A 24,044-nucleotide genomic window follows, 5' to 3' on the forward strand; every position below is an offset into this window, starting at 1 on the left:
AGTTTATACGATGGAATCAAAGACACAAGGTCACGGCACCATCAAGAAATTGCGCACTGGTGCAGTTATTTCAACGCTTGCAATCTCGGCTCTTGGGGTATCTACTACGGTATCGGCTAGTGAGACTGAAGTAGCAGTTAATGAGCCTGCAACTAAGGTTGTTGCTAAGGATGAGGTTAAACCTAAAGTTCCTAGTCAAGCTGATGTTGATAAGGCTAAAGCTGAGTCAGATAAAGCTAATCAGGACGTAGCTAAGCAAAAAGAAGTTGTTTCAACTACAGAAACTAAGATTGCCGATGCTGAAAAGTCTATCGCTGATACTACTAAGAAAGTAGAAGAAGCTAAGTCTGTAACACCTGAAAAGGTTGCTGAATCCAAGGCAGACGCTGACAAAAAAGCTAATGAACTTGCCACAGCTGAAAAGACTGTAGCTGATGCTGATAAGTCTGTATCTGCAACTACTGAAAAGGTTGAAGACCAAACTAAGGTAGTATCTAATGCTGAAAAGACCGCTACAGATGCTTCTAACAAGGTAGCTGAGGCTCAGAATAAAGTAGATTCTCTTTCATCTACTACTGATATTCATACACTCGACAAAGAAGCTTATGGTCTTACTGTAAAAGTTAGAGTTGACGAGCGAAAGGTAGATGAGGCTCAGAAAAAACTTGACGACGGTAAAAAGGCTGTTGCAGATAAAGAACAGGCTATAAAAGACACCCAAGACAAGATTTCTTCTGCAGAAAAAGTGCTTAAACAAGCTACTACAGACCTTAACGATGCTAAAGCTAACCAATCTCAAAAAGAAGAAGCAGTCAAAGCAGCCAAATCCGATCTTGACCGTGCTAAAGAAGAGTTGTCTGACCAAGGTGGTAAATATACCGTCAACGTAAGTCAGGAGTATGTAAATCTCCTTAAACAGTACATTTCTAACCCAAGCAAGGAACTTTCTGACCAACTAAAAGCGCTCGCTTTCAAAGAGTACGAAAAATTCGGTAAAATTACTTTCGATGGTGGGGAAGTTTATCGTTACGACTTGAACTACCCTCAAGCATCTAAGAAAGACCTTAACACGAAGGTAGATATCAACAATCTTGATTACGAAACTCGTAAAGAGCTTTCTTTGTTCGCAGCAGACCTTATCAACCAACTTCGTAAACAATTCGGTACAGACCCTGTTAAAGTTACAGAAGATGCAATTCGTATTGCTAACGAAGTTGCTCGTACCTCTAAAGAAGAGTATGGTCACGACTTTGATGCTCTTAGCAAGGTAGGAGAAAAAGATAACGGTTTGCTATTGGGTGAGCTTGCAGGTTTCAGTGACGATGAAACAGCTACTGTTGCAGACCTTAAACGTCGTATCTATGACGATATCTTGTCTATGTTGTTTGACGACTCTCATGCTAAATGGGGGCACGCAAACTCCCTCAGTGGGGTACTTCCATCAAACCCTAATGTTGGGTACATGCAGTACACTGGTCTTGGTTTCCGTTCTAACAAGCGCTTTACCTCTGTAATCCACTATATCAAGATTTCAGATAACTTACTTTCAAACAATTCAAAATTTGATAAGACGAAAGTAGTTACTGCCCCAAGTCACCAAGAACAACTTTCAAAATTGCAGGAAAAGGTAGACTTGGCTGAGAAGTCTTACATCGGTGCATACTCAGCCCTCAAGGAAGCAGAAAGAGGGGTATATCTTGCTAAAACTAAGTATGGTAAAGCTGACGATGACCTTTACTTTGCTCGCAGACACTTGTCCGATATCCAATTGAACAAGATTGACCTCCCAGCTCTTGAAAAGGCTCTTGAAGATGCCAAAACTCAGTTGGCTGAAGATAAGAAAGCCCTAAAAACTGCTGAAGAAGTTCTTGAACTAGCTAAAACAAACGCTATTGAAAAGGCTAACTCTCTTGCAGATGCTAAGTCAGCTCTTGCAACAGCTAAGGCTGAAAAAGAGACAGCAGACAAGGCTCTTGAAACTGCCAAAGGCGAATTGGAAGTTCTTACTAAGGCTCATGAGGTAGCAGTCTTGGCTCGTAAGTCAGCTGGTGAGGACCTTGCTCGCAAACGTGAAGCGTCTAAAGAGGCTACTGATACCTATACAGTTCTTGAACTTGCTCTTACTAAACGTAATGAAGTCCTTAAGGCTTTGGACAAAGAGCTTACTGATGCTAAATCTAAGCTAGGTGTACTCCGTGCTGAGTTGGAAACTGCTAAGGACGAGTTGGCTCGCCTTGAGGGTATCGCAGAAGCTAAGGCTCGTGGGTATGAGAACTTTAAGCAACTCAAAGCCGACCATGACGCATACCTTGCAGAACAACAACGCTTGCAAGCTTTGAAAGAAAAAGCAGATGCAATCCGTAAAGCAGGTGGTCAACCTAAAGAAGTTACTAACGCTGACGGTAAAGTTGTTGATGTTGTTGATGCGAAGGCTCAAAACAAACCTGTAGTTGCGATAGTAGGAACTAAAGACGATAGAACGTACCAAGCGCCTGCACAAGCTACAAATGCAAAAGCAGAATCTAAGAAACAACTTCCAAATACAGGAGAAAAGCGTACTAATACTGCTACTCTTGCAATTATCACAGCTTTATCTTCTATCGGTCTTGTATACCGTAAACACAAAAAATCACAATAAAAAATAAATCTCCTTACTAGCGTAGGGAGATTTTGTGATAAAGAAGAAAAATAATAATCTGTTCTACTTTTGTTCTACCTTTTATTTTTACATACGATTTAGAGAGTGGCAAAACCTTGATTTATCAATATTTTTGTTACTCATTTTTACTTATTTTAACTCTAAATCGACTGCAGGGGGCACATCTAAATCAACAGAAATAAGCCTTGAAACCAAGGCTTTTTTTAACGTCTAATAGCTTTTTGTAGAAAAGTATTTAAAAATAAAAGAGAAGAGAATCTCTCACTCTCTTCTCAGTATATCTTATTAAATTTAGTTTTTCTTAATCTACCTGATTTTCCTTTGCAACGACAAATTCTTTAACCAGTCGATAGATAACAGCAAATACGGGGGTAAAGAATATCATCCCAAGTAAGCCAAAGAGATTGCCTCCAATACTAGCAGCCGCAAGCGTGAAAATAGCTGGTAAACCAATAGACTGACCTACAACTTTTGGATAAATAAGGTTTCCTTCAATCAGCTGTATAACTTGATATAGAAGAAGAGAAAGTAAGGCTTGAGTAGGACTCACTGTGAAGATAAAAATCGCTCCCACAACACAAGCAATCATAGGCCCTACATAAGGAATGAACGATAGCACTCCTGCAAATATACCTGTCATTACTCCATAGGGTATCCCAAACAGGCTGTAACCAACCGCTATCATAACTCCTATGATAACTGCTTCAATCAGCTGACTCATCAAAAATTGGTCATAAGTCTCTAGTGCTACTTGTCCAATGTAAGTCAACTTTATCACCACCTTCTCTGGAAGAAAAACTTTTAGAAGTCGACTCGTCATCGCTGCCAAATGTTCCTTACTGGATAAAAATAAAAAGGTGAAGACTATAATCAAAAAGGCATTCATCAAACTTGAAAAAATATTGCCGATATTACTAGTCAGACCTGATAAAAAACCTATCAAAGCTTGGCTAATAGAACTAGATTGTCCCTGTATGCCTGATACGATAGTTGACAACATGTCTTTGGTTACAAATTCCGAGCTGCCTAGCAATTTCCCAAGTTGAGTAAGGACTGTTGAAAGGACTGTTCCCAGCTGACTAATAGTCTGAGCTAGGGTTGGCAGCACCAAAACCAAAAGAGCAATCACGATTAAGATAAGAGCTAGGAAAACAAGTACCATGGCAATCGGACGACGCAACTCTGCCTTTACCTTCAATTTAACTAAGTACTGTTCAATTTTTTTCATAGGAACATTAAGCACAAAAGCAATAACAGCACCATAAATCAAGGTTGATGTTACATCAAAGAGAGAGATTGCTCCTGATATAAAGCTCGATGCATTCAGAATTACAAGAGCAACCAGCCCTATAAAAAGGATTAACGGGGTATATTTTTTAACTAAGTTCATAAATTCTCCTTAATAAACATGTTTAGATACGACTATACTATTTGGTTTTTCAAACTCTCGATCAAGGTAGGCTTGGTAAGTTCCTGGAGCGATAAATCCTTTTGGTGAGAGGATATCTGTTCCAGCTTGACCGACTATGGTATCAGCCAAGAGCACACAGTTTGTGGACAAGACAAAGTAGGATTTAAACTTAGATTTGATAAATTTATAAAGTTCCCCATCCGTCTCATGTCTGATTTTATAAGCGTAGGTGTAGTCTTCCTTACCATCTTCCGTTTTAATTTTATCTGCGCTTGGCTCCCAAGGAATCGTTAGTTGTTTTAATTCAGCTAATTTTTCCTGAACCGCTTCTTCCATTTCCGGTGTCAAATCTATTCCGTAACCAAATAGCGTTTTTTGACTCTCCCGTTTACATAAGTCAATGTACTTATCACGGTCACAGAAATATAAGACACCATCTCCTACCATACCAAATAAGGTCTCAGATGACGGATCATAGTTGCCATAAGAAATAACACGGCCCTGATAGAAGATATCCACATGACCAATAGCTGAAAACAGGGAGGTCTCAGCTGTATGAACAAAAATTTCTAGCTCTGCTGTCTTACCAGACTTCACTATTCCAAGATGGATATCTTCTTCCTCATCAGCATTTTCCAGCATAAATTTGTTAACTTTTGCTAAAGTTCTTGCAGGGATGAGAGCGGCTAGGACAATAGGTAAGCTAATTCTAATACGACGTTTGAGATGGTTTTTCCCAATTTCCCCTTCAAATAAGAAACCGTCACGGATATTGGACAGACCATAAAGGAAAAAATAAGCCCCTAAAACAAAGAGTTGAAAGACAGAATTTCCCGTAGAGGACAAAAGACTAGCTCCACCAAGAAAAACTAGTAGAATACCATCTAGTAAGAGACGAAAACGAGGTCGAATATTATTTTTACGGTAGAGAACATAGGTGACAAGATTAATCGTGGCCCTAAAAATCTGATAAACTCCAATCACAAGAGCCAGAACATAAATCGGTATATCAGTCGCAAGATTAGAACCTAGCAAATATCCCAGCACTAACAATTTAACCAGTGCAACTCCCAAGGTATCCGTTGACTGGCTTTTTTTGAAAACTCTTAATAGCAAATCTACGACCGTTGCTATCCAAGCTAAAAACAGAACCAGGCGAATAACTGTTACTGGCAACCAAGTCCCCGTGACCATCAAGATGAGACCTAGCAGAACAAACAAGAACCCCTGAGCAAGTAATTTCTTACCTGTCAGACCTAAAGATAGAATTTTCGCCATATAAAAACCTTTCAACAATAAAAATTAAACACTCCGATTAAACTGACTAGTAAATAGCCAACACTACAAACAGCCTGTGCCAGCAACATATGGTGACTAGAAATGACTGTAGTAATGTCACCATCTTGTCTTATGCACTTCTAAAATTTGTTATATTGATTAGAAACCAGAGCTTATAAAAACTAGCTAAACTCGAGAGATAGACACAATTGCGACGAAAAAATGTATAACCAATTCAACTTGTTAAGGTAAGAAAGCATTATTTCCAATCTATTAATTATTCATCTATTACCTATTATGACACAATATTCCCTATAGTTCAACTTTTTACTTGTTTTTATATTACACGGACTAAAAAGTTTTCAACAGTTGATTGCATTTGTTTTAATAAGTTTTAACCTTTCTTGGTTAGATAAAAAAAGAACCATACAGTTTAGAATCTGTATGGTTTTTGCCCCACTTTTGTCCCATTTTTAAATCATGACATTGAAAATACCTAAAATCACTTATATTTCAATATTTTTAATTGCTCTCAATATGAAAGTCCTTTCCAAATCCCTGTAGGGGGCATCTAAATCAACAGGAAAAAGCCTTGGAATCAAGGCTTTTTTGTGTAGTCTTAGCACTAAAAAACGATAGAAAAAACACCCCTTCTGAACTGCACCCCAAAAGTTAGACAGAAAAAACCTAACTTTTGTGGCGCAGTTCATTCGCGTCACATGAAGTTATTTAAGCATCTCCTTTTTTTTTATTACCATTTTATGTTATAATAAATTGTACTTCTAAAATAGAAAGGTCTTAAAATGACAACTCTTATTAAACATAAACGTGTAGAATTTTCAGAACTTTTTTATGACCTAGTTTTTGTTTTTGCAATTTCAAAAGTAACTACTTTAATTGAGCATCTTCATAACGGTATTTTGACTTGGAATTCTTTCCTTGATTTTCTCATTGCTACTTTGTTTCTCATCGATTCCTGGATGATTCAAACCGATTATACCAATCGCTATGGAAAGAACTCTTTATTTAACATAGTAATCATGTTTATCAAAATGGGAATTTTACTCTTTATAGCCAATATGATTGGACCTGATTGGCAACAATATTTTCATTATCTCTGTTGGGCTATTGGTACATTAACCCTTACCTTATTTTTTCAATATTTGGTTGAGTTTTTTAAAAAATCAACCGATAATGTTCATAGGGAAAGTATCAAAGGTTTTCTATGGATAACAGGTCTACGAAGTTTAGAAATCTATCTAGCAGCTCTTCTTCCTATTTACGTTGGAGTCTCTGTCTTATTTGCTAGTATTCTGCTAACATTTATTACGCCAAGTATCTTGCTTAATAAAGATAAGCATTACCAGGTAAATCTTCCCCATTTAATCGAGCGCATCTCCCTTCTTGTCATTATTACGTTTGGAGAGATGATTACGAATCTAGCTAACTTCTTTACAATCGAGAATTTCTCGATTTATTCGGTTCTTTATTTCATTATTATGATTTCTCTGTTCTTGTTTTATTTTGGTCAATTCGACCATGCTATTGATGAAAAATCTAATCAAAAGGGACTATTTCTAATTTACAGTCACTATCCTATTTTCATTGGACTTATGATGATGATTGTATCGATGAGTTTTCTTCAGAATCCTGAAGCTAATCGTCTCTTTGCAACCAGCTTCTCTTATATCGGATTTGGCCTCTTTCAAGCTGCTGTCCTAGTAAATGGGCCCTATAACAAACACTATCTTCGCTATTCGAAAAGTTACTACTGTGTCCAAGCGACACTCTATCTGGCTGCCTTTATTCTCTCTTTAATCTTTGCTTCTAATCCTATAATAGTAGTGAGTATAACAACCATTTTAGCTCTAGCTATAGCCATTCATTCTATTTATTTTTATATGACACAGACTAAAAAACATTCCACACCTTACTGGGAGTTGTTTTAATGAGTTTATAAGATTAAAAAGCTTTGGGAACCAAGGCTTTTTTTTCATTAATTTGTTTTTCCATTTTATCCTCCAATTTGATCTCGCACTGACATTTATTTATAACAAAACTATATATCTAGAATAGCATAATCATTAGGTATTATAGGTTTTCAAACCAAATACGAGTCATTCGTTTTTGCCCCACTTTTGCCCCATTTTTAAATCCTGACATTGAAAACACCTAAAAGTATTTCCCTAAAATCAGCTATATTTCAACATTTTTGTTTATTTTCAATATGAAAAGTTCTTACAAATCCATGCAGGGGGCATCTAAATACAACAGGAAAAGCCTTGAATTCAAGGCTTTTTTGTATCCTCCCTACTTCTATTCCATCAATAGATACTCAAGATATATTTGGTGTGTAAAAAAAATTCTTTTGCCCCTCAGTGATACAATCATTTTACTCAATTACAAACAGATCGAAAGCAAAAGACTTAGCTCTATTTCATACAGAACTAAGTCTTTTATTTAAACAATCTAATGTTTCCTCTTCATCTCGATCAACTCCAGACATTTATCTAGATCTACATCTCGTTCAAAATGTGCAGGAGTCCAAGGGACTTCTATATCAGGAAGAACACCTTTGTCCGTCATCCCTTTGCCTTTATCTATAGCCAACCAGCGAGAAGTTGGGAACATCAAAAAGTAATCATCATAATCCACCTTGCAACAATTTGAGTAGTCTAAAATACCAAGCGTTGGACGGCCGATAACTGTTACTTTCTTAAAATCCTTCATCATCTTGACAAAATTATCTCCTGATGATGCACAATAAATATCTGACAAAACAAAAATCTGCTCTGGATAGTGACCACCCTTAACACCTGGAAAAAGCGCGTCCTGATCATCCTGATACCGAACATAGCCTTTCCCTCGATTTTGGAGTAAATTATTACGAAAATCTTCAAGCAGTTTCACCGTATCAGGACTGATATTTTCTTGTTGAAGCCATAATTCAAAGTCTTTTAAGCGTCGATCGACATTTCCTTCTGTATAGAGAATTTCCATTCCATCATCCTGTAAATCAAGAGTGTCATAGCCTTTCCCTTCCTCCAAGCCAAGGTGTAAGAGCGGAAAATACAAAGAATCCGTGCCCCCATTGTTGTAACGGATATCTATAATAAGAGTTTCTATCTCAGCAATCTTCTGCAAGCACTCTTGGTATAAACGGTTAATCGCTTCTTCATCCATAAAATTATCTAAGCGTAGATAGAGGATATCTGACTCCAACTCTTTCCAAAAGAGCTGAGCTTTTTGAGCTTGCTGGCTAGCACGAACTGTAATAGACATTTCCTGCCCATCTCGCAAGACGGTCACTTGCTCTGCCATCAGTAGCAAATCTGCCCATTCTCGGTATCGTCTTTCTGGAGTCAGACTAATAAAGTAATTTGGGTGTTGCAAAGCTACTTGCTCCAAGCTCATTCCATCCAGACCGAGGATTCGATCCCCCACTCGGAGGCCTGTATCTTGGTTTGCTTCCTCGACAAACATTTCCTGCTCACTTATCCTCAAAAGAAAACCTTTCGGACCTGATTTTTTATCATGAAAAGAAACATGCCCAATAATCCCAAAACTAGCAAGATAAGTCCTGACTTGATAGAGAAATTCTTGCTCAGTCATATCATCTGTAATCTTTTCTAGAAAAGGCTGAGAGTTGCACCCTTTGCGATCTTTTACTGTAGATGAATCATGTGTCATAATCCAAATAATGTCTTTAAAAATATCTGTTTTTTTCATACGAGCCATCCCTTCTACCGTTAAAATAGTATAGCCTTCTTCACAGCGAAAAAGGAGTTTTTACTACAAAGTCAATCTGCTATCTCCCCTTTTTCATGATGTATTTTCGTATAGGTGTTTCAACCATTTGAACGATTTCAAATCCTTCTTTTTGATACAGATGCTTTGCTGCTTGATTTGACTCAAAGACTGTTAGAGAAATACTGGCAATTTCTTCATTTTCAAACATTAATTGAATAAAGTCCTTAAAAGCCTGGCTACCTAAGCCTTGCCCCTGTTTCTGAGGGTTGATAAAAAATCTCCCGATATGAAGATTCCTGTCTTCTAGCCTGATTTTCTGGATAAGCCCCACAAATTCTTGTTCATCAAATATTGAAAAGATTCCTTCCAAATCTTGCAAGACTTGAATTGTTAAGGGAAAAGGAATCATTGATCCCATCCATTGTTCTTGAAAGGATTTGCCAAGGGAATTAGACCATTGGCATACGAGCTGGGCATTTTCTGGGCTCACATTTTCTTCAAAACGAATTGTCATCTTGACCTCACCACCTTATCTATGTTTCTCCATTATACTACTTCTCCTATTTTTTACGAATAAATAAGTATGATTGATCTTTATTATTTTCTTGTCGGGAGCATTCTCGCTTCCTTTCTCGGTTTGGTCATTGACCGTTTCCCTGAGCAATCCATTATCAGTCCAGCTAGCCACTGCGATTCCTGTCAGACTCGCTTGCGTCCGCTAGATTTGATTCCTATCCTTTCGCAGGTGGTTAATCGTTTTCGCTGTCGCTACTGCAAGGTTCGCTATCCATTCTGGTATGCCCTCTTTGAATTGGGCTTGGGATGCCTCTTTCTGTCTTGGTCTTGGGGCTTTCTTTCCTTGGGTCAAGTCATCCTAATCACTGCTGGTTTGACCTTGGGCATCTACGACTTTCGCCATCAGGAATATCCCTTAGTGGTCTGGCTGACTTTCCACCTAATCATCATGGCTTTCTGTGGTTGGAATCTGGTTATGGTCTTCTTCCTTGTTCTCGGAATTATGGCCCATTTTATCGACATTCGTATAGGAGCAGGTGATTTTCTCTTTCTAGCTTCTTGTGCGTTCGTCTTTAGCGTGACAGAATTACTCATCTTGATCCAGTTTGCTTCTGCGGCAGGGATTTTAGCCTTTCTTTCGCAAAAGAAAAAGGAAAGACTTCCTTTTGTGCCTTTCCTCTTACTTGCTGCTTGTTTGATTATTTTGGGTAAGCTACTGCTTGTTTGATAAAGTCCTCAATCGGCTCTCCTTGGTGGAGAGCTTTTACAATTTTCGAACCGACGATAACGCCATCTGACACCGCATTGAAACGTTCTACATCGGCCTGACTAGACACACCAAAACCTGTCAAGACTGGGATGTCAGCTACTTGATGCAATTGTGCCAAGTGCTTGTCCAAGTCTGCACGGTAATTGCCTGATTTCCCTGTCACCCCATTGATGGCAACAGCATAGACAAATCCTTCTGCCCCTTCAATCAACTCTTTCTGACGCTCAATCCCTGTTGTCAAGCTAACTAGGGGAATCAAGGCAATGTCTGTATCTGCCAAAAAGGGCTCTACAAAGTTGGCATGCTCATGAGGCAGGTCTGGGATAATCAATCCTTTAACCGCTGTATCTGCCAAATCTTTAACAAAGTTCTCAACACCGTACTGAAAGAGGGGGTTGAAATAGGTCATGATAACCAGTGGCACCTCAGTCTGAATGGTTTTCAAGGTTTCAACCAAAGCTTGGGTAGAAGTCCCGTGAGCTAGACTGCGTAAGCCTGCTTCTTCAATCACAGGTCCATCTGCAACAGGGTCTGAAAAGGGAATACCCACTTCAATAGCTGAAACACCCAAATCTTCTAAAAAGTGGATTGTTTCAGCAAGACCATCCAAACCTTTCTCATGGTCTCCAGCCATGATATAGGGAACGAAAATTCCCTTTTTTGCTGCTTTCAGAGTTGTCAATTTTTCTGTTAAAGTCTTAGGCATGAGCTTCTCCCTTCTTTGCTGCGTCTGCTTCCAAGCGGTCTTTGACTTGAACGACATCCTTGTCACCACGTCCAGATAAGCAGACAATCATAGACTTTTCTGGTCCGAGTTCTTTGGCCAATTTCACTGCGAAAGCGATAGCGTGACTGGATTCTAAGGCAGGGATAATTCCTTCCACACGAGACAAGAGTTGGAATCCTTCCAAGGCTTCCTCGTCTGTCACTGGCACATAAGTTGCACGCTTGATATCGTGGTAATGAGAATGCTCTGGACCGATACCAGGATAGTCCAAGCCTGCTGAGATAGAGAAGGCTTCTAAGATTTGACCATGAGCATCTTGGAGTACATCCATAAGCGAACCGTGGAGAACACCTGGACGACCCTTAGTCAAGGTCGCTGCGTGGTGCTCTGTATCCACACCAAGTCCTGCTGCTTCAGCCCCATACATGGCTACTGACTCATCTTCTACAAAGGGATGGAAGAGACCGATAGCATTAGAACCACCACCAACACAAGCTACTAGGGCATCTGGTAAATCTTGGCCGGTCAAGTCACGGTACTGTTGTTTAGCCTCTCGCCCGATGACACTTTGGAAGTCACGAACAATTTCTGGGAAAGGATGAGGCCCCAAGGCAGAACCAAGGATATAGTGGGTATCATCGATATTTGCCACCCATGAACGAAGGGCTGCATTGACCGCATCTTTGAGCACGCGCGAACCATCTGTCACGGCCTCAACCTTTGCTCCCAAAAGCTCCATACGGAAGACGTTAAGGGCTTGGCGTTTAACATCTTCCTCACCCATGTAGATGGTACATTCCATGTTGAAGAGAGCTGCAGCTGTTGCAGTTGCCACACCGTGCTGACCAGCACCAGTTTCTGCGATAATTTTCTTTTTGCCCATACGTTTAGCCAGAAGAACTTGCCCCAAGGCATTATTAATCTTGTGAGCCCCTGTATGGTTGAGGTCTTCCCGTTTGAAGTAAATCTTAGCTCCGCCAATATGCTGGGTCAAGTTTTTTGCATAGTAAAGAGGCGTTTCACGCCCTACGTACTGGCGCAAAAGTTGGTTTAATTCCTCTTGGAAACTTGGGTCTGCCTGACTTTCACGGTAGGCTTTTTCCAATTCCAAAACTGCTGTCATCAATGTTTCTGGGACGAAACGTCCACCGAATTTTCCGTAAAATCCATCTTTATTTGGTTCTTGATATGCCATTCTTTACCCTCTCTATAAATCTTCTAATCTTTTCATGATCTTTTTGTCCATCTGTCTCCACTCCACTTGATACATCCACTGCATAGGGAGTAAAGTGTTGAATTGCTTTTGCTACATTGTCTTCCTTTAGCCCACCTGCGATGAAGAAAGGCTGAGCTAGTCCCGTCGTATCTAGTTGACCCCAGTCAAAGGTCTGGCCACTCCCTGCCACAGGGGCATCAAAGAGTAGATAGTCTGCCCAAGAATGAGGCACATGACCCTCTCCATCCACCTGCACAGCCTGAATGCTAGCACAAGGCAAATCCTCAAACAAATCATCCGCCACCTGACTATGAACTTGAACCAAGTCCAAGCCAACTTTTTCAATCGCTTCTAGCAATTCTACCCGACTTGGTGAGACAAATACGCCAACCTTTTTTACATCTGCAGGAATGAGCTTTGTCAGCTCAGCAGCCTCTTCCAAGGTCACCTGTCTTTTACTAGGCGCAAAGACAAAACCAATGTAGTCTGCCCCTGCTGATACGGCTGTCTCTACCGCTTCTTTGGTCGATAGTCCACAAATCTTAACCTTTGTCAATCTGCAACTCCTTGATTCTCTGGTCTACACCTTCTGCCTGCATGAGCGCTGTTCCCACCAAGATTCCGTTAAAGGATGGTGCTACTCGTTCCGCATCCTGCCCTGTGAAAATAGCAGATTCAGAAATGTAATAGCGACCTTCTTCAAAGTGCTGGGCCAAGTCTACACTGGTTTGTAAGTCGACCTCAAAGGTGGTCAAGTTGCGGTTATTAACCCCAATAATCTCAGCACCAAGCCTGTGAGCCACTTCTAGTTCAGCTAAATTGTGAGTCTCCACCAAGATTTCTAGACCAAGCTCTGTCGCGTAGTCATACAGTTCCTTGAGGCGTTCTTCTGACAGGGCAGCCACGATGAGCAAGATGACTGTCGCACCTGCATTGCGAGCGCGGATGATTTGCTTTTCATCGATGATAAAGTCCTTGTTGAGCGTCGGAATTCCTACCTGACTGGAAATCTCACGCAAATAATCCAAATGTCCTTTAAAGAAAACCTCATCTGTCAAAACTGAAATCATCACTGCTCCATTTGCTTCATAAGTCTGGGCCTGTTGCACAATATCCACATCGAGATTGATATCTCCCAGACTAGGGCTAGCCTTCTTGACCTCAGCGATTACCTGCAAACGGTCTTGATGTTTTTTTAAATAGTCAGCTAAGCTATAGGTCTTGCGCAAGGGCTGGACTTCCTCCAGCTCCATTTGCTCGACTTCACGCGCCTTCTGCTCTAAGATTCGTGCTAAAAATTCCTGACTCATTTTTGGTACTCCTGTAACAGTCTGAGTTTTTCAAGGGCCTTGCCACTAGCAATCACTTGACGGGCCAAGGAAACCCCTTCCTTGATACTAGCTACCTTACCATTAGCATAGAAACCAAGACCAGCATTCAAGATTGTCGTTTCCAAGAATGGACTTGGTTCGTTTTGAAGAACGCTAAGCAAGATTTCTGCATTTTCCTGAGCATTTCCTCCTCGAATGTCTTCGATAGCGTAGCGTTCCATCCCCAAATCCTCTGGAGTGAAGCTTGACAAGGTGATTTCGCCATTTTCAAGAAGAGCAATCTTGGTTGTTCCGTTCAAGCCAGCTTCATCTAGCCCTTCTGGTCCAGCAACCACGATGGCACGTTTGCGGCCCATATTTTTCAAAACCTGAGCTGTACTTTCTAGCAGTTCTGGACGACTAATGCCAAGCAACTGTGTTTCCAAGGCCATTGGGTGAATCAGTGGACCAGTCAAGTTCATGATTGTTGGAATTCCCAATTCCAAACGTGCTGGCATGATGTATTTCATAGCTGGGTGCATATTTTTAGCAAAGAGAAAGACGATGCCAGTTTTATCAAAGACCTTACCTAGTTCAGCTGGTTTGAGGTCCAGATTGATGCCCAAGGCTTGAAGGACATCTGCAGAACCCGATTTAGAAGAAATCGAGCGGTTACCGTGCTTGGCCATATGAATGCCACCACCAGCCAAGACAAAGGCTGCAGTTGTCGAAATGTTAAAGCTGAAGGACTTGTCTCCACCAGTACCACAGTTGTCCATGGCATCATGTATCTCAGTTGGAATGTGTTGGGCATGTCCTCTCATGACTTGTGCAATGGCTGTGCGCTCTTCAGGTGTTTCCCCCTTCATCTTAAGGGCTAAAAGGAGAGAAGCAATCTGCGCTTCGGTTACACGTCCAGTCACGATACGCTCGATGACATCCGTCATTTCCACACCTGATAAATTTTCAAATTTTGCTAGTTTTTCAATAATCTCTTTCATCCTAGTTTCCTCACTTTACAACCTTCTCGATAAAATTCCGAATAGAAGACAAGCCATCTGGCGTTCCGATACTTTCTGGATGGTACTGGAAGCCATAAATCGGCAGACTTTTATGTTGAATTCCCATAATAGCTTGGTCATCAGTCGAACGAGCTGTCACTTCAAAGCCTTCTGGCATTTCTTCAATCAAAATACTGTGATAACGCATGACTGGACGACCATCCTCGATGCCTTGATAGAGAACAGAAGGCGCTTCAAAGCTGACATGGCTCTGTTTCCCATGCATGACTTTGGGAGCCAAGCCTAACTGTCCACCAAAGACCTCTGCGATGGCTTGATGCCCCAAACAAATTCCAAGAATCGGCTTCTTGCCAGCAAAGTCACGAATCATATCTTCCATCATTCCCGCATCCACTGGCCAACCTGGACCAGGAGAAAAGACCAGACCATCTGCTTTTTCAGCTTCTTCATATAGCTTGGGATCATCATTTCTCAAGACCTGCACTTCTGCAAAATTCCCAATGTATTGAGCCAAGTTATAGGTAAAGGAATCATAGTTGTCAATCAATAAAATCATGGTCTTAGTTCTCCAATTCTAGTCATAGATTTTGCTTTGTTAATGGTTTCTTGGTATTCGTTTTGGGTGATGGAATCGTAGACAATCCCTGCTCCAGCCTGCACATAGGCTATTTGATTTTTAAGAATCATAGTTCGGATGGCAATGGCAAAGTCCATATCACCTGTAGCAGACAAGTAGCCGATTGCTCCTGCGTATACGCCCCGTTTTTCTGTTTCCAGTTCATAGATGCGTCTCATAGCTCGAATCTTTGGAGCTCCTGAAACTGTTCCAGCTGGAAGTGTAGCTTTCAAGGCATCCATGGCAGTGAGTTCTGGAAGCAAACGACCCTTGACCACACTGGTCAAATGCATGACATAGCGGAAGAGCTCCACTTCCATATACTTGGTAACTTGGACACTTGCCGTTTCAGAGATGCGACCAATATCATTACGTCCCAAGTCTACCAACATCTGATGTTCTGCTGTTTCCTTCTCATCAGAAAGCAGGTCTGTCGCCAAGGCCTTGTCTTCTTCATCCGTAGCTCCTCTTGGTCGTGTACCGGCAATCGGATTGGTTGTCACGATGCCGTTTTTGACAGAAACCAAATTTTCTGGACTAGCACCAATGATTTGATAATCTCCAAAGTCATAGAAATAAAGGTAATTAGAAGGATTGGTCACGCGGAGATTTCTGTAGAAGTCAAATGGATTTCCAGTAACTTCTGCTGAGAAACGTTGACTGAGCACGCATTGGAACATATCGCCATTACGAATCAAGTCACGAGCTGTTTCGACCATTTGCTCAAACTTCTGAGGAGCGATATGGGGTTTGAAATCGAGCGGAGATAGATCCAAATCTTCAAATTCATTTGAAACAGGAATGCGTAATTCCTCCAGCACTTGCTTCAAGGCTTCTTCCAAATCTTCTTGACTGCGTTCACCATAGAGAGCATCCTCGATGACATGGATTTTTTCCTTCTTGTGGTCAAAGACCATGTAGCTCTCATAGACAAAGAAATGCATGTCTGGCGTCCCAATCGTATCTTGAGGGATTTGTCCAATTTCTTCATATAGAGAAATCATATCGTAACCCACAAAGCCAATGGCTCCCCCACCAAAAGGGAGGTCTGAATGGTGCTGGCTCTTATGAGTCACTTCATAAAGAAAATCCAAGGGATCACGATCAATCACTTGTCCATTTTGATAAAGGACTCCATTTTCAAACTGAATCTCAAAAACTGGATTATAGGCTAGGATAGAAAAACGAGCGGTTTCCTTGTCTCTCGGAATACTTTCTAGGATCACCTTGTGTTGCCCCTTTAGGCGCATATAAGCCAAGATTGGTGATAAGACATCTCCATGAATGATTCGTTCCATTGTAATTTCCCTTTCAGTTCTAATTCTAGTCCGTGGCGACTGTATGAAAAATCCCCACGCAAAATAACTTGCGTGAGGACGAAATTCGCGGTGCCACCTCAATTATAGGATTTCTCCTATCTCTCATTCCTGTCTCAGAACCTTCCTGTAACAGGCTGTGCGATAAAGGGCACTCCCTTGAGAATTATGTTTTCTTCTCTCGTTTCAGATGGACCCAACCTTACAGCTTTCTCTGCTTGTTTCCAGCAACCACAAGCTCTCTGTGAAAGAAATAACTGTAATTTTTCCATCTCTTATTTTTTAGCTTCTAGGTAGTCTGCAATCGCAGCTACGTCCTTGTCTCCACGACCAGAGACATTGATGATGATAATCTCATCTTTACTTAGTTTCGGTGCACGTTTAACTGCTTCTGCGATGGCATGCGAACTTTCAATCGCTGGGATAATCCCTTCTGTCTTGCTGAGAAGGAGCAAGGCTTGAACAGCTTCTTCATCTGTCGCTGCCACATATTCCACGCGACCTGAGTCTTTAAAGTAGGCGTGTTCTGGACCAACCCCTGGATAGTCCAAACCAGCTGAGATAGAGTAAACTGGCGCCAGCTCTCCATCTTCCTTAAAGACTGCATAAGTCTTCATACCGTCGACAATTCCGACACTACCTTTTGTCATAGTAGCTGCGTGCTTGTCTGTGTCAAGTCCGTGACCAGCGGCTTCTACCCCAATCAATTTGACTTCTTCATCAGCTACATACTGTGAAAAAGCACCGATGGCATTGGAACCACCACCTACACAGGCAATGACATAGTCTGGTAAACGGCCTTCTTTTTCTAAGATTTGACGGCGAGATTCTTCACTGATGACCTTTTGAAACTCGTGGACAATGGTAGGATAAGGGTGAGGACCTACAGCAGATCCCAAAACGTAGAAGGCTTCAAGATCATTCATCCATGCTCCAAAGGCTGCATCAACCGCGTCCTTGAGAGTTCGAGTTCCCGTTTCAACCGCGTGAACAGTTGCTCCCATCATCTCCATGCGGAAAACATTGAGGCGTTGACGTTCCACATCTTCTGCCCCCATGTAGACATCACAGGCCATACCAAACTTGGCTGCAGCAGCTGCAGTCGCAACACCGTGTTGACCAGCTCCTGTTTCCGCGATCACTCGTTTTTTGCCCATACGTTTGGCAAGAAGGATTTGCCCTAAAACGTTGTTAAGCTTGTGAGAACCCAGATGGTTCAGGTCTTCGCGCTTGAGATAAATCTTAGCCCCACCCAAGTGATCTGTCAAACTTTCCGCAAAATAAAGTGGTGTTTCGCGACCGGAATAGTCCTTCAAGTAATGGCGAAATTCTGCCAAAAATTCTGGATCATCCTTGTACTTATCAAATGTCACTTCCAACTCATCCAACAAAGCCTGAATCGGCTCCGGTACAAAACTACCACCAAATTGTCCAAAATAACCTTTAGTTGTCATAAAATTTTTCCTCTTTCAGTATTAATTTAAAGATATGAAAAAAGCCCACACACAGAAATCAATCCGTGTGAGGGCGTTGGTAACGCGGTGCCACCTCAATTGTAAAGGGACTATCCCCCTTTACATCTCTGCCTTGTCTAACAACAAGTTGCACTATAAGGTGTGCGCACCGAATTTTCATTGTTTCAAATTCATTTTTAAAATCAGCCCACTTTCACTACTTCCAACCACCTGTTCACAATCACCACAGGCTCCCTGAAGATCGAATATAGTTACTTTTCTGATTTGTTGAGAATATTATATGTTATTGTTCTATCTTTGTCAAGATTTTTTTATGATTTTTTTCCTGAACCGAGTATTTCTTCGGAAATTCTCACCAAAGTCTGAACGATATAATCAACCTCATCATCACTTAATTTTGTATGAAGAGGGAGCGTAATTTCATTTTCAAAGAAGGCATAGGCTCTTGGATAATCTGCCATATCAAAACCAAGATTCTTATAGGCTGTCAAGAGAGGAAGCGGTTTGTAGTGTACATTACTTGCAATTCCTGCTTTGGCCAATTCTTGGATAATACGATTACGCTCTTCTAGACTAGCACCTTCTACATGGGTGATGTAGAGGTGACGACAAGATTCGACAGTATCAGTCTTGTGTGCCAGTGGGTGAATACGAGTACCCGCAAAGCCACGATTATAGCGATCCACGATGTCCTTACGACGTTGTAGCAAACCAGGGTAACGATCCAATTGTACCAAACCTATCGAAGCCATGATATCCGTCATGTTGCACTTATAGGCTGGTGTTACGATATCGTACTCCCATGAACCCAATTGCATCTTAGCAAGAGCATCCTTAGTCTGACCATGAAGGGAAAGGATTTGGAATTCCTTGTACATTTCTTCGTCGTCAATCGCTGGATTGGCCTTCCAAGTCGCACTTCCTCCCTCCGCCGTTGTAAAGTTTTTAACGGCATGGAATGAGAAGGAAGTAAAGTCAGCGATAGAGCCAGCAGGGTGTCCTTTATAAGTTGATCCCAAAGCATGGGCACTATCAGAGACAAGCACAATACGGTTAAAGACCTTTTGCCACTTACTTGAAGCAGTAAAGAGATCGCGTTTCTTCTCCACAATTTGGAACAAACGGTCATAGTTGCAAACAATCCCTGCAAGGTCTACTGGGATGATGACCTTAGTTTTCTCAGTGATAGCTTGCTCAAGAAGGTCATAGTCCATCTCAAACGTATCTGCTTGGATATCCACCATGACAGGGGTTGCTCCTACGTGAGTGATGACACTACATGAAGCTGTGTAAGTCATAGCTGGAACGATGACTTCATCACCAGGTCCCACTTCCAACACACGTAAAATCAACTCAAGAGCGGCGGTTGCAGAGTTGAGGCAGACAGTCTTAGGGGTCTGTGTGTATTGAGACAAGCGACGCTCCAGTTCTTTTGTCTTAGGACCTGTTGTGATCCAACCAGAACGAAGGGTATCTGCTACTTCAGCAATTTCAGCTTCGGTAATATCAGGTGGTGAAAATGGAATATTGTAATTTGGCATTGATTTGCTCCTTTTATCTGTACTCATTTTCTCATGACTACTTTATTTTAGTACCTCAAACACGGTTTGAAACATGATTTTGATGTCTCCAAGGAAACTAAATTCTCGGAGATAGGCGAGATTATAGCGCATCTTTTCAGGGAGGACATGTTCGACATAGGCCTGGTCAACTGACAGACCTTTCTCCGTCATTTGACTGATGATGGTGTCCTCATCCTTGTAGTTGATACTAGCTGGAGAGGTGATTCCGGCTGGTAAGAGCAAGGTCGCCATCATTTCAGGGCTATACTGCTCGGTGTAACGTGGCACCTCAGGTCTTGTACCGACAAAGGACATTTCGCCTTTAAGGACATTGACCAGCTGAGGTAGTTCGTCCAAGCGCACACGGCGAATAAAATTTCCCACTTTGGTAATGCGACTATCATTAGCTGAAGTCACCAGACTTCCTTTTTTATCCGCATCCGTCACCATAGTACGGAACTTCCAAATCTTGAACGGACGGTTGTACTGGGTCACGCGCTCTTGCTTGTAAATGACAGGTCCCTTGCTATCCAACTTGATCCAAATGCTCAAGATGAGAAAGATTGGGGAAGTCAAAATCAGTAAAACCAAGGCCAGAACCCAGTCCAGACAACGCTTGAAAATCAGCGAACCTTTCCTTTTAGAGACAAGCTGGTAGTAAGACTCAACCTCGCTTGATTGCATTTCCACGGGCAAGTCTTCCCATTTCAGCATGCTGTTTCTCCTTTGTTTTTATTATACTATTTGTCAACATTTTTCATTATACCACAAAATGGAAAAGGCGGTGCAAGAAATCTGTAATTTAAAGAATTTCCTTCTTATACTCAATGAAAATCGAAACGCAAACTAGGAGGCTAGCCACAGGCTGCTCAAAGTACAGCTTTGAGGTTGCAGATAAAGCTGACGTGGTTAGAATAGATTTTCAACGAGTATTAGGACATAGCTCCTGCCTGCAAGCTATACATCTTGTGATAGGTTCCTCCCAAGGCCAAGAGTTCCTCATGGGTTCCACTCTCAATGATGCGCCCCTTGTCCAAGACATAGATGCAGTTGGCGTCTTGGATGGTCGAAAGGCGATGAGCAATAGCAATGGTCGTCCGACCCTGTCTCATCTTAGCTAGGGAATCTTGAACCAAACTTTCTGTTTCAGAGTCAATATTGGCTGTCGCTTCATCCAAAATCAAGATTTTAGGCTGACTAGCAACTGTTCTGGCAAAGGCAAGAAGCTGACGCTGTCCAGTAGAAAAGCTCGAGCCACGCTCAGAAACAGGTGCATCATAACCCTGCGGAAGGTCCTGAATAAAGGAATCTGCATCCACAAAGGCAGCCGCAGCCTGAACCTCTTCATCACTAAGATCTTGGTACATGGCGATATTGGACTTGATAGTCCCATGATAGAGGAAGGGATCCTGCAAGACCAGACCGATGTTCTTTCTCAGCTCTTCCTGACTGTAGTCCCTAATATCCACACCATCCAATAGAACTTGTCCTGACTGAAATTCATAAAAACGCATGAGGACATTGATAATGGAAGATTTCCCAGAACCTGTATGACCGACAAAGGCAATGGTTTCGCCCTTGTTAACTGTAAAGGAAATGTCATCCAGAATCTGGTGTTTACCGTCATATGAGAAACATACATGTTCAAAACGAATATTTCCCTCTTGGACTTTAGCTTGCCCATCTTCTTGAAGAGGCTCATAGGTCCTCTCATCAATCAAGGCAAAGACACGGCCTGCAGACACCATGGACGTTTGAAGGGTTGAAAAGTTTTGCGTCACCTCAATCAGAGGATCAAAGAGACGGTTGATGTACTGGATAAAGGCATACATGGTTCCGGCCGTTATCCCGATAGAAAGGCCACGGTAACCAAAGTAAGCCATCAAAACGGCGTAGCCTAGGAGTTTCAGCAAACTCATGGCAGGTCTCAAAAAGAGGGCATCCAAGGCCACAGAACGGTTGGCATAGACCAAGTGTTCTTGGTTAATCTCATCAAATTCTGCCTGCAGGCGCTTCTCTTGATTAAAGGCCTGGATAATCCTGATTCCCTCAATGTTTTCTGCCAGCTTACTATTGATATCCGACAAGAGACTTCTGGTTTTCTCGATAATCTTGACTGACTTTTTCCGATAGAGATTGACCAAAAGGAAAATCAAGGGAAGAAAGAGCAGGACTAAAGCTGTCAAACGAAAATCCAGAACCAACATGGTATAAAGGGTTGTCAGAAAGATGAAAACTGCTGAGATAAAGCTGGATAAAATCCCTGAAAACATATCACTGATGGTCTCGGTATCATTGGTCAAACGAGAGACGATGGAACCTGCTGGCGTCTTGTCAAAATAAGACATGCCCAGTTTCTCCATATTGGCAAAGGCATCGCGACGAATATCCCTTACAATACTGTAGGACACCCGCGCAAAGAGAAGATTGCCGATATACTGAACTAGAGTTTGTAGGATATAAAGACCATAGTAGACCAGCAAAACGGTCACAGCAAGTTGGTTGAGTTTGCTGAGATACTGGTCGATAAAGTGGGAAGCAACGAGGGGAATCACACTTTTAATGACCGTCGTCGCTAGGAGAAAGGTCAGGGCCAAAAAGGTCAGGAATCCATAGGGCTTGAGATAGGACATCAAGCGCTTCAATACAGTCCATTGTTCTTTCTTATTCTGCATCTTCTTCTCCTTTCATTTCCAACTGCTGAGACTGGTAGGTTTGGGCATACCAGCCATCCAGGGCTAACAAGTCTTCGTGCCTGCCCCGTTCGATAATTTGACCATTTTGCAGAACCAAGATCAGATCTGCATGGACAACCGCACTGAGGCGATGGGCCGTAATAATGGTTGTCTTGTCCTTCCGCGTCTCCTTGAGATTGTCAATAATCGCATACTCTGTCTTAGCATCCACGGCTGACAAAGAATCATCTAAAATTAAGATATCAGGGTCTAAAATCATAGCCCGACTCATGGCCAGACGTTGCTTTTGACCACCTGAGAGACTAACTCCTTTTTCACCAATAAGCGTATCAAATCCCCGAGGCATAGCTACAATGTCTTGGTAAACTTGGGCTAGCTTAGTCGCTTCCTCAACCGTTGAAAGGGGCAAATTAGGATTTCCAAAGCGGATATTGTCTAAGATAGAGGCCGCAAAGAGAAACTGATCCTGAGGAACATAGCCCATGAGACTGCGAAGGTCTGTCAGGCGATAGTTCCGAATATCGTGACCGTTTAGGTAAATAGCTCCCTTATCCACATCGTACTCACGCAAGAGGAGCTTGATTAAGGACGTTTTACCAGAACCTGTCTGCCCGACCAAGCCTAGGTTTTGCCCTTTTTCCAGACTAAAGTGAATATCCGTCAGTGTCTCCTCATTTTCAAAGGCAAAGCTGTCAATGGCGTACTCCAAACGTCCATTTTCGATACCGTCCAGAGGAAATTCAGGGTCTTTTACAGGTGATTCCTGAGACAAAAGATCCTCAATCCGCTGATAGGACACCTTCCCTCGCTGAGTAATATTAAAGAGGAAACCAATAGCCATAAGAGGCCAAACCAACATATCTAAGTAGCTGATAAAGGTAACCAGATTCCCAACGGTGATTTGCCCTTTCTGAACCATCAAAGAACCGACCAAAAGAGTTAAAACGTAGGACGAACCAACAAACAATAGAACCATAGGGTCAAAGAGACTATCGTATTTCATGGTTTGGAGATTCTTTTGGAAGGTCAATTCATTAACTGCCTGAAAGGACTTCAGCTCGTCCGCCTGATAACCGAAAGACTTGGTCACTTTGATACCTGATACAGACTCCTGCACCTTGTTATTGAGTTCAGAAAAGGCAGCTTGAGATTCTCCGAAAGCCTTATGAGTCTTTCTCCCTAGACGACTGGTCGCATAAGCCATGAAAGGCAGGGGTAAAATAGCAACCAAGGTCATTTGCCAAGAAATGCTAAAGAGCATGGTCAGCAAAGTCACCAGTGCCGTGATGGAAGCATCCACTGCTGACATGACTCCTCCACCTGCCAGACGAGTTAAAGCATTGATATCATTGGTGGCGTGTGCCATCAAGTCCCCTGTCCGATAGGTCTGATAAAAGGCTGGCGACATCTTGGTAAAGTGCTCAAACAAGCGAGAGCGCATAATCTGACCGAGTCGGTAGGAAGTCCCAAGGATATACATGCGCCAAACATAGCGCAGATAGTACATACCCAAGGCCGCAAGAAGCAGATAAAGAAGGTTCAAAAGCAGTTCCTGCTGATTTAATTGTCCCCCAGTGATGGCATCAATGACTCTCCCCATGACCATGGGAGGGATGAGATTAAGAACAGCGACTAAAATCAGCGCTAAGATTCCTAGGAGATAACGGCGCTTTTCTAACTTGAAAAACCACCAGAGTTTTTGAATAATGGACATAAAATCC

The 24,044-nt window shown here is 41.9% G+C and carries 19 protein-coding genes and 2 other annotated features; of the genes, 3 read left to right on the forward strand and 16 right to left on the reverse strand.

The annotated features are described in order from the left end of the window. Window positions 1–10 precede the first annotated feature (10 nt). A complete protein-coding gene (locus tag HMPREF9188_RS07695) occupies window positions 11–2,638 on the forward strand; it encodes an SEC10/PgrA surface exclusion domain-containing protein (RefSeq protein WP_009730482.1) in 2,628 nt (875 codons plus the stop codon). Between the two features lie 322 nt (window positions 2,639–2,960). Here the strand turns inward: HMPREF9188_RS07695 and HMPREF9188_RS07700 are convergent, their stop codons facing one another. Next, window positions 2,961–4,049, reverse strand: coding sequence for an AI-2E family transporter (locus HMPREF9188_RS07700; RefSeq protein ID WP_006150832.1), 1,089 nt, complete (start codon window positions 4,047–4,049; stop codon window positions 2,961–2,963). Window positions 4,050–4,058: 9 nt separating this feature from the next. After that, complete coding sequence (locus HMPREF9188_RS07705) at window positions 4,059–5,348, reverse strand: hypothetical protein (RefSeq protein ID WP_009730483.1); 1,290 nt, start codon at window positions 5,346–5,348, stop codon at window positions 4,059–4,061. 803 nt (window positions 5,349–6,151) lie between these two features. Between HMPREF9188_RS07705 and HMPREF9188_RS07715 the strand changes: the two genes are divergently transcribed. Further along, complete coding sequence (locus tag HMPREF9188_RS07715; protein WP_009730484.1) at window positions 6,152–7,297, forward strand: low temperature requirement protein A; 1,146 nt, start codon at window positions 6,152–6,154, stop codon at window positions 7,295–7,297. 520 nt (window positions 7,298–7,817) lie between these two features. Here the strand turns inward: HMPREF9188_RS07715 and HMPREF9188_RS07720 are convergent. Then, complete coding sequence (locus tag HMPREF9188_RS07720) at window positions 7,818–9,077, reverse strand: S41 family peptidase (protein WP_009730485.1); 1,260 nt, start codon at window positions 9,075–9,077, stop codon at window positions 7,818–7,820. Between the two features lie 79 nt (window positions 9,078–9,156). After that, window positions 9,157–9,612 (reverse strand): GNAT family N-acetyltransferase, encoded by a 456-nt coding sequence (locus HMPREF9188_RS07725; RefSeq protein ID WP_009730486.1) that lies wholly within the window; start codon window positions 9,610–9,612, stop codon window positions 9,157–9,159. 69 nt (window positions 9,613–9,681) lie between these two features. Here HMPREF9188_RS07725 and HMPREF9188_RS07730 point away from each other — a divergent pair, with 69 nt between their 5' ends. Continuing rightward, the gene (locus HMPREF9188_RS07730; RefSeq protein ID WP_009730487.1) at window positions 9,682–10,341 is read left to right on the forward strand and encodes a prepilin peptidase; all 660 of its coding nucleotides are present in this window, start codon (window positions 9,682–9,684) and stop codon (window positions 10,339–10,341) included. Here the strand turns inward: HMPREF9188_RS07730 and trpA are convergent. The 12 genes from trpA to HMPREF9188_RS07795 all read right to left on the reverse strand — a co-directional run bounded on the left by trpA (window position 10,313) and on the right by HMPREF9188_RS07795 (window position 24,037). Continuing rightward, entirely contained in the window at window positions 10,313–11,089 is a 777-nt protein-coding gene (gene trpA / locus HMPREF9188_RS07735) for a tryptophan synthase subunit alpha (protein ID WP_009730488.1), read from the reverse strand. The two genes, HMPREF9188_RS07730 and trpA, sit on opposite strands and share 29 nt — an antisense overlap. Next, window positions 11,082–12,305, reverse strand: a complete 1,224-nt coding sequence (gene trpB / locus HMPREF9188_RS07740) for a tryptophan synthase subunit beta (protein WP_009730489.1) — start codon at window positions 12,303–12,305, stop codon at window positions 11,082–11,084. The genes trpA and trpB (HMPREF9188_RS07740) overlap by 8 nt, the downstream gene beginning before the upstream one ends. Continuing rightward, complete coding sequence (locus HMPREF9188_RS07745) at window positions 12,283–12,882, reverse strand: phosphoribosylanthranilate isomerase (protein WP_009730490.1); 600 nt, start codon at window positions 12,880–12,882, stop codon at window positions 12,283–12,285. The genes trpB (HMPREF9188_RS07740) and HMPREF9188_RS07745 overlap by 23 nt, the downstream gene beginning before the upstream one ends. Next, window positions 12,869–13,636: an indole-3-glycerol phosphate synthase TrpC gene (gene trpC / locus HMPREF9188_RS07750; protein ID WP_009730491.1), complete on the reverse strand. Its 768-nt coding sequence runs from the start codon at window positions 13,634–13,636 to the stop codon at window positions 12,869–12,871. The genes HMPREF9188_RS07745 and trpC overlap by 14 nt, the downstream gene beginning before the upstream one ends. Beyond that, window positions 13,633–14,637 carry an anthranilate phosphoribosyltransferase gene (gene trpD / locus HMPREF9188_RS07755; RefSeq protein ID WP_009730492.1) on the reverse strand — a complete coding sequence of 335 codons (1,005 nt, stop codon included), beginning with the start codon at window positions 14,635–14,637 and terminating at the stop codon, window positions 13,633–13,635. Before trpD ends, trpC begins: the two co-directional genes overlap by 4 nt. Before the next feature lie 10 nt (window positions 14,638–14,647). Continuing rightward, entirely contained in the window at window positions 14,648–15,214 is a 567-nt protein-coding gene (locus HMPREF9188_RS07760; RefSeq protein WP_009730493.1) for an aminodeoxychorismate/anthranilate synthase component II, read from the reverse strand. Beyond that, window positions 15,211–16,572 (reverse strand): anthranilate synthase component I, encoded by a 1,362-nt coding sequence (gene trpE, locus HMPREF9188_RS07765; protein WP_009730494.1) that lies wholly within the window; start codon window positions 16,570–16,572, stop codon window positions 15,211–15,213. Before trpE ends, HMPREF9188_RS07760 begins: the two co-directional genes overlap by 4 nt. A 71-nt stretch (window positions 16,573–16,643) precedes the next feature. Continuing rightward, window positions 16,644–16,869, reverse strand: a binding site (T-box leader). Beyond that, window positions 16,866–18,044, reverse strand: a complete 1,179-nt coding sequence (trpB, locus tag HMPREF9188_RS07775) for a tryptophan synthase subunit beta (protein ID WP_009730495.1) — start codon at window positions 18,042–18,044, stop codon at window positions 16,866–16,868. It overlaps the preceding feature by 4 nt. A 66-nt stretch (window positions 18,045–18,110) precedes the next feature. Beyond that, window positions 18,111–18,336 (reverse strand) — a binding site (T-box leader). Between the two features lie 40 nt (window positions 18,337–18,376). Further along, the gene (locus tag HMPREF9188_RS07780; RefSeq protein WP_009730496.1) at window positions 18,377–19,606 is read right to left on the reverse strand and encodes a DegT/DnrJ/EryC1/StrS family aminotransferase; all 1,230 of its coding nucleotides are present in this window, start codon (window positions 19,604–19,606) and stop codon (window positions 18,377–18,379) included. 42 nt (window positions 19,607–19,648) lie between these two features. Then, complete coding sequence (locus HMPREF9188_RS07785; RefSeq protein ID WP_000922227.1) at window positions 19,649–20,341, reverse strand: sugar transferase; 693 nt, start codon at window positions 20,339–20,341, stop codon at window positions 19,649–19,651. 218 nt (window positions 20,342–20,559) lie between these two features. Next, on the reverse strand, window positions 20,560–22,302 hold the full coding sequence (locus HMPREF9188_RS07790; RefSeq protein ID WP_009730497.1) for an ABC transporter ATP-binding protein: 1,743 nt from the start codon (window positions 22,300–22,302) through the stop codon (window positions 20,560–20,562). Then, the gene (locus HMPREF9188_RS07795; protein ID WP_009730498.1) at window positions 22,292–24,037 is read right to left on the reverse strand and encodes an ABC transporter ATP-binding protein; all 1,746 of its coding nucleotides are present in this window, start codon (window positions 24,035–24,037) and stop codon (window positions 22,292–22,294) included. The genes HMPREF9188_RS07790 and HMPREF9188_RS07795 overlap by 11 nt, the downstream gene beginning before the upstream one ends. Between the last annotated feature and the right edge of the window lie 7 nt (window positions 24,038–24,044).

The sequence above is a fragment of the Streptococcus sp. F0441 genome (assembly GCF_000314775.2).
Classification (GTDB): Bacteria; Bacillota; Bacilli; order Lactobacillales; family Streptococcaceae; genus Streptococcus.

What these genes read in the sequence shown, in the direction of transcription:
- HMPREF9188_RS07760 (WP_009730493.1), bottom strand. Translation starts at nt 15,214, where the DNA reads ATGATTTTATTGATTGACAACTATGATTCCTTTACCTATAACTTGGCT.
- trpB (WP_009730495.1), bottom strand. Translation starts at nt 18,044, where the DNA reads ATGACAACTAAAGGTTATTTTGGACAATTTGGTGGTAGTTTTGTACCG.
- HMPREF9188_RS07700 (WP_006150832.1), bottom strand. Translation starts at nt 4,049, where the DNA reads ATGAACTTAGTTAAAAAATATACCCCGTTAATCCTTTTTATAGGGCTG.
- HMPREF9188_RS07785 (WP_000922227.1), bottom strand. Translation starts at nt 20,341, where the DNA reads ATGCTGAAATGGGAAGACTTGCCCGTGGAAATGCAATCAAGCGAGGTT.
- trpB (WP_009730489.1), bottom strand. Translation starts at nt 12,305, where the DNA reads ATGGCATATCAAGAACCAAATAAAGATGGATTTTACGGAAAATTCGGT.
- trpE (WP_009730494.1), bottom strand. Translation starts at nt 16,572, where the DNA reads ATGGAACGAATCATTCATGGAGATGTCTTATCACCAATCTTGGCTTAT.
- HMPREF9188_RS07705 (WP_009730483.1), bottom strand. Translation starts at nt 5,348, where the DNA reads ATGGCGAAAATTCTATCTTTAGGTCTGACAGGTAAGAAATTACTTGCT.
- HMPREF9188_RS07715 (WP_009730484.1), top strand. Translation starts at nt 6,152, where the DNA reads ATGACAACTCTTATTAAACATAAACGTGTAGAATTTTCAGAACTTTTT.
- HMPREF9188_RS07790 (WP_009730497.1), bottom strand. Translation starts at nt 22,302, where the DNA reads ATGCAGAATAAGAAAGAACAATGGACTGTATTGAAGCGCTTGATGTCC.
- HMPREF9188_RS07795 (WP_009730498.1), bottom strand. Translation starts at nt 24,037, where the DNA reads ATGTCCATTATTCAAAAACTCTGGTGGTTTTTCAAGTTAGAAAAGCGC.
- HMPREF9188_RS07695 (WP_009730482.1), top strand. Translation starts at nt 11, where the DNA reads ATGGAATCAAAGACACAAGGTCACGGCACCATCAAGAAATTGCGCACT.
- trpA (WP_009730488.1), bottom strand. Translation starts at nt 11,089, where the DNA reads ATGCCTAAGACTTTAACAGAAAAATTGACAACTCTGAAAGCAGCAAAA.
- HMPREF9188_RS07720 (WP_009730485.1), bottom strand. Translation starts at nt 9,077, where the DNA reads ATGAAAAAAACAGATATTTTTAAAGACATTATTTGGATTATGACACAT.
- HMPREF9188_RS07780 (WP_009730496.1), bottom strand. Translation starts at nt 19,606, where the DNA reads ATGCCAAATTACAATATTCCATTTTCACCACCTGATATTACCGAAGCT.
- HMPREF9188_RS07725 (WP_009730486.1), bottom strand. Translation starts at nt 9,612, where the DNA reads ATGACAATTCGTTTTGAAGAAAATGTGAGCCCAGAAAATGCCCAGCTC.
- trpD (WP_009730492.1), bottom strand. Translation starts at nt 14,637, where the DNA reads ATGAAAGAGATTATTGAAAAACTAGCAAAATTTGAAAATTTATCAGGT.
- HMPREF9188_RS07730 (WP_009730487.1), top strand. Translation starts at nt 9,682, where the DNA reads ATGATTGATCTTTATTATTTTCTTGTCGGGAGCATTCTCGCTTCCTTT.
- trpC (WP_009730491.1), bottom strand. Translation starts at nt 13,636, where the DNA reads ATGAGTCAGGAATTTTTAGCACGAATCTTAGAGCAGAAGGCGCGTGAA.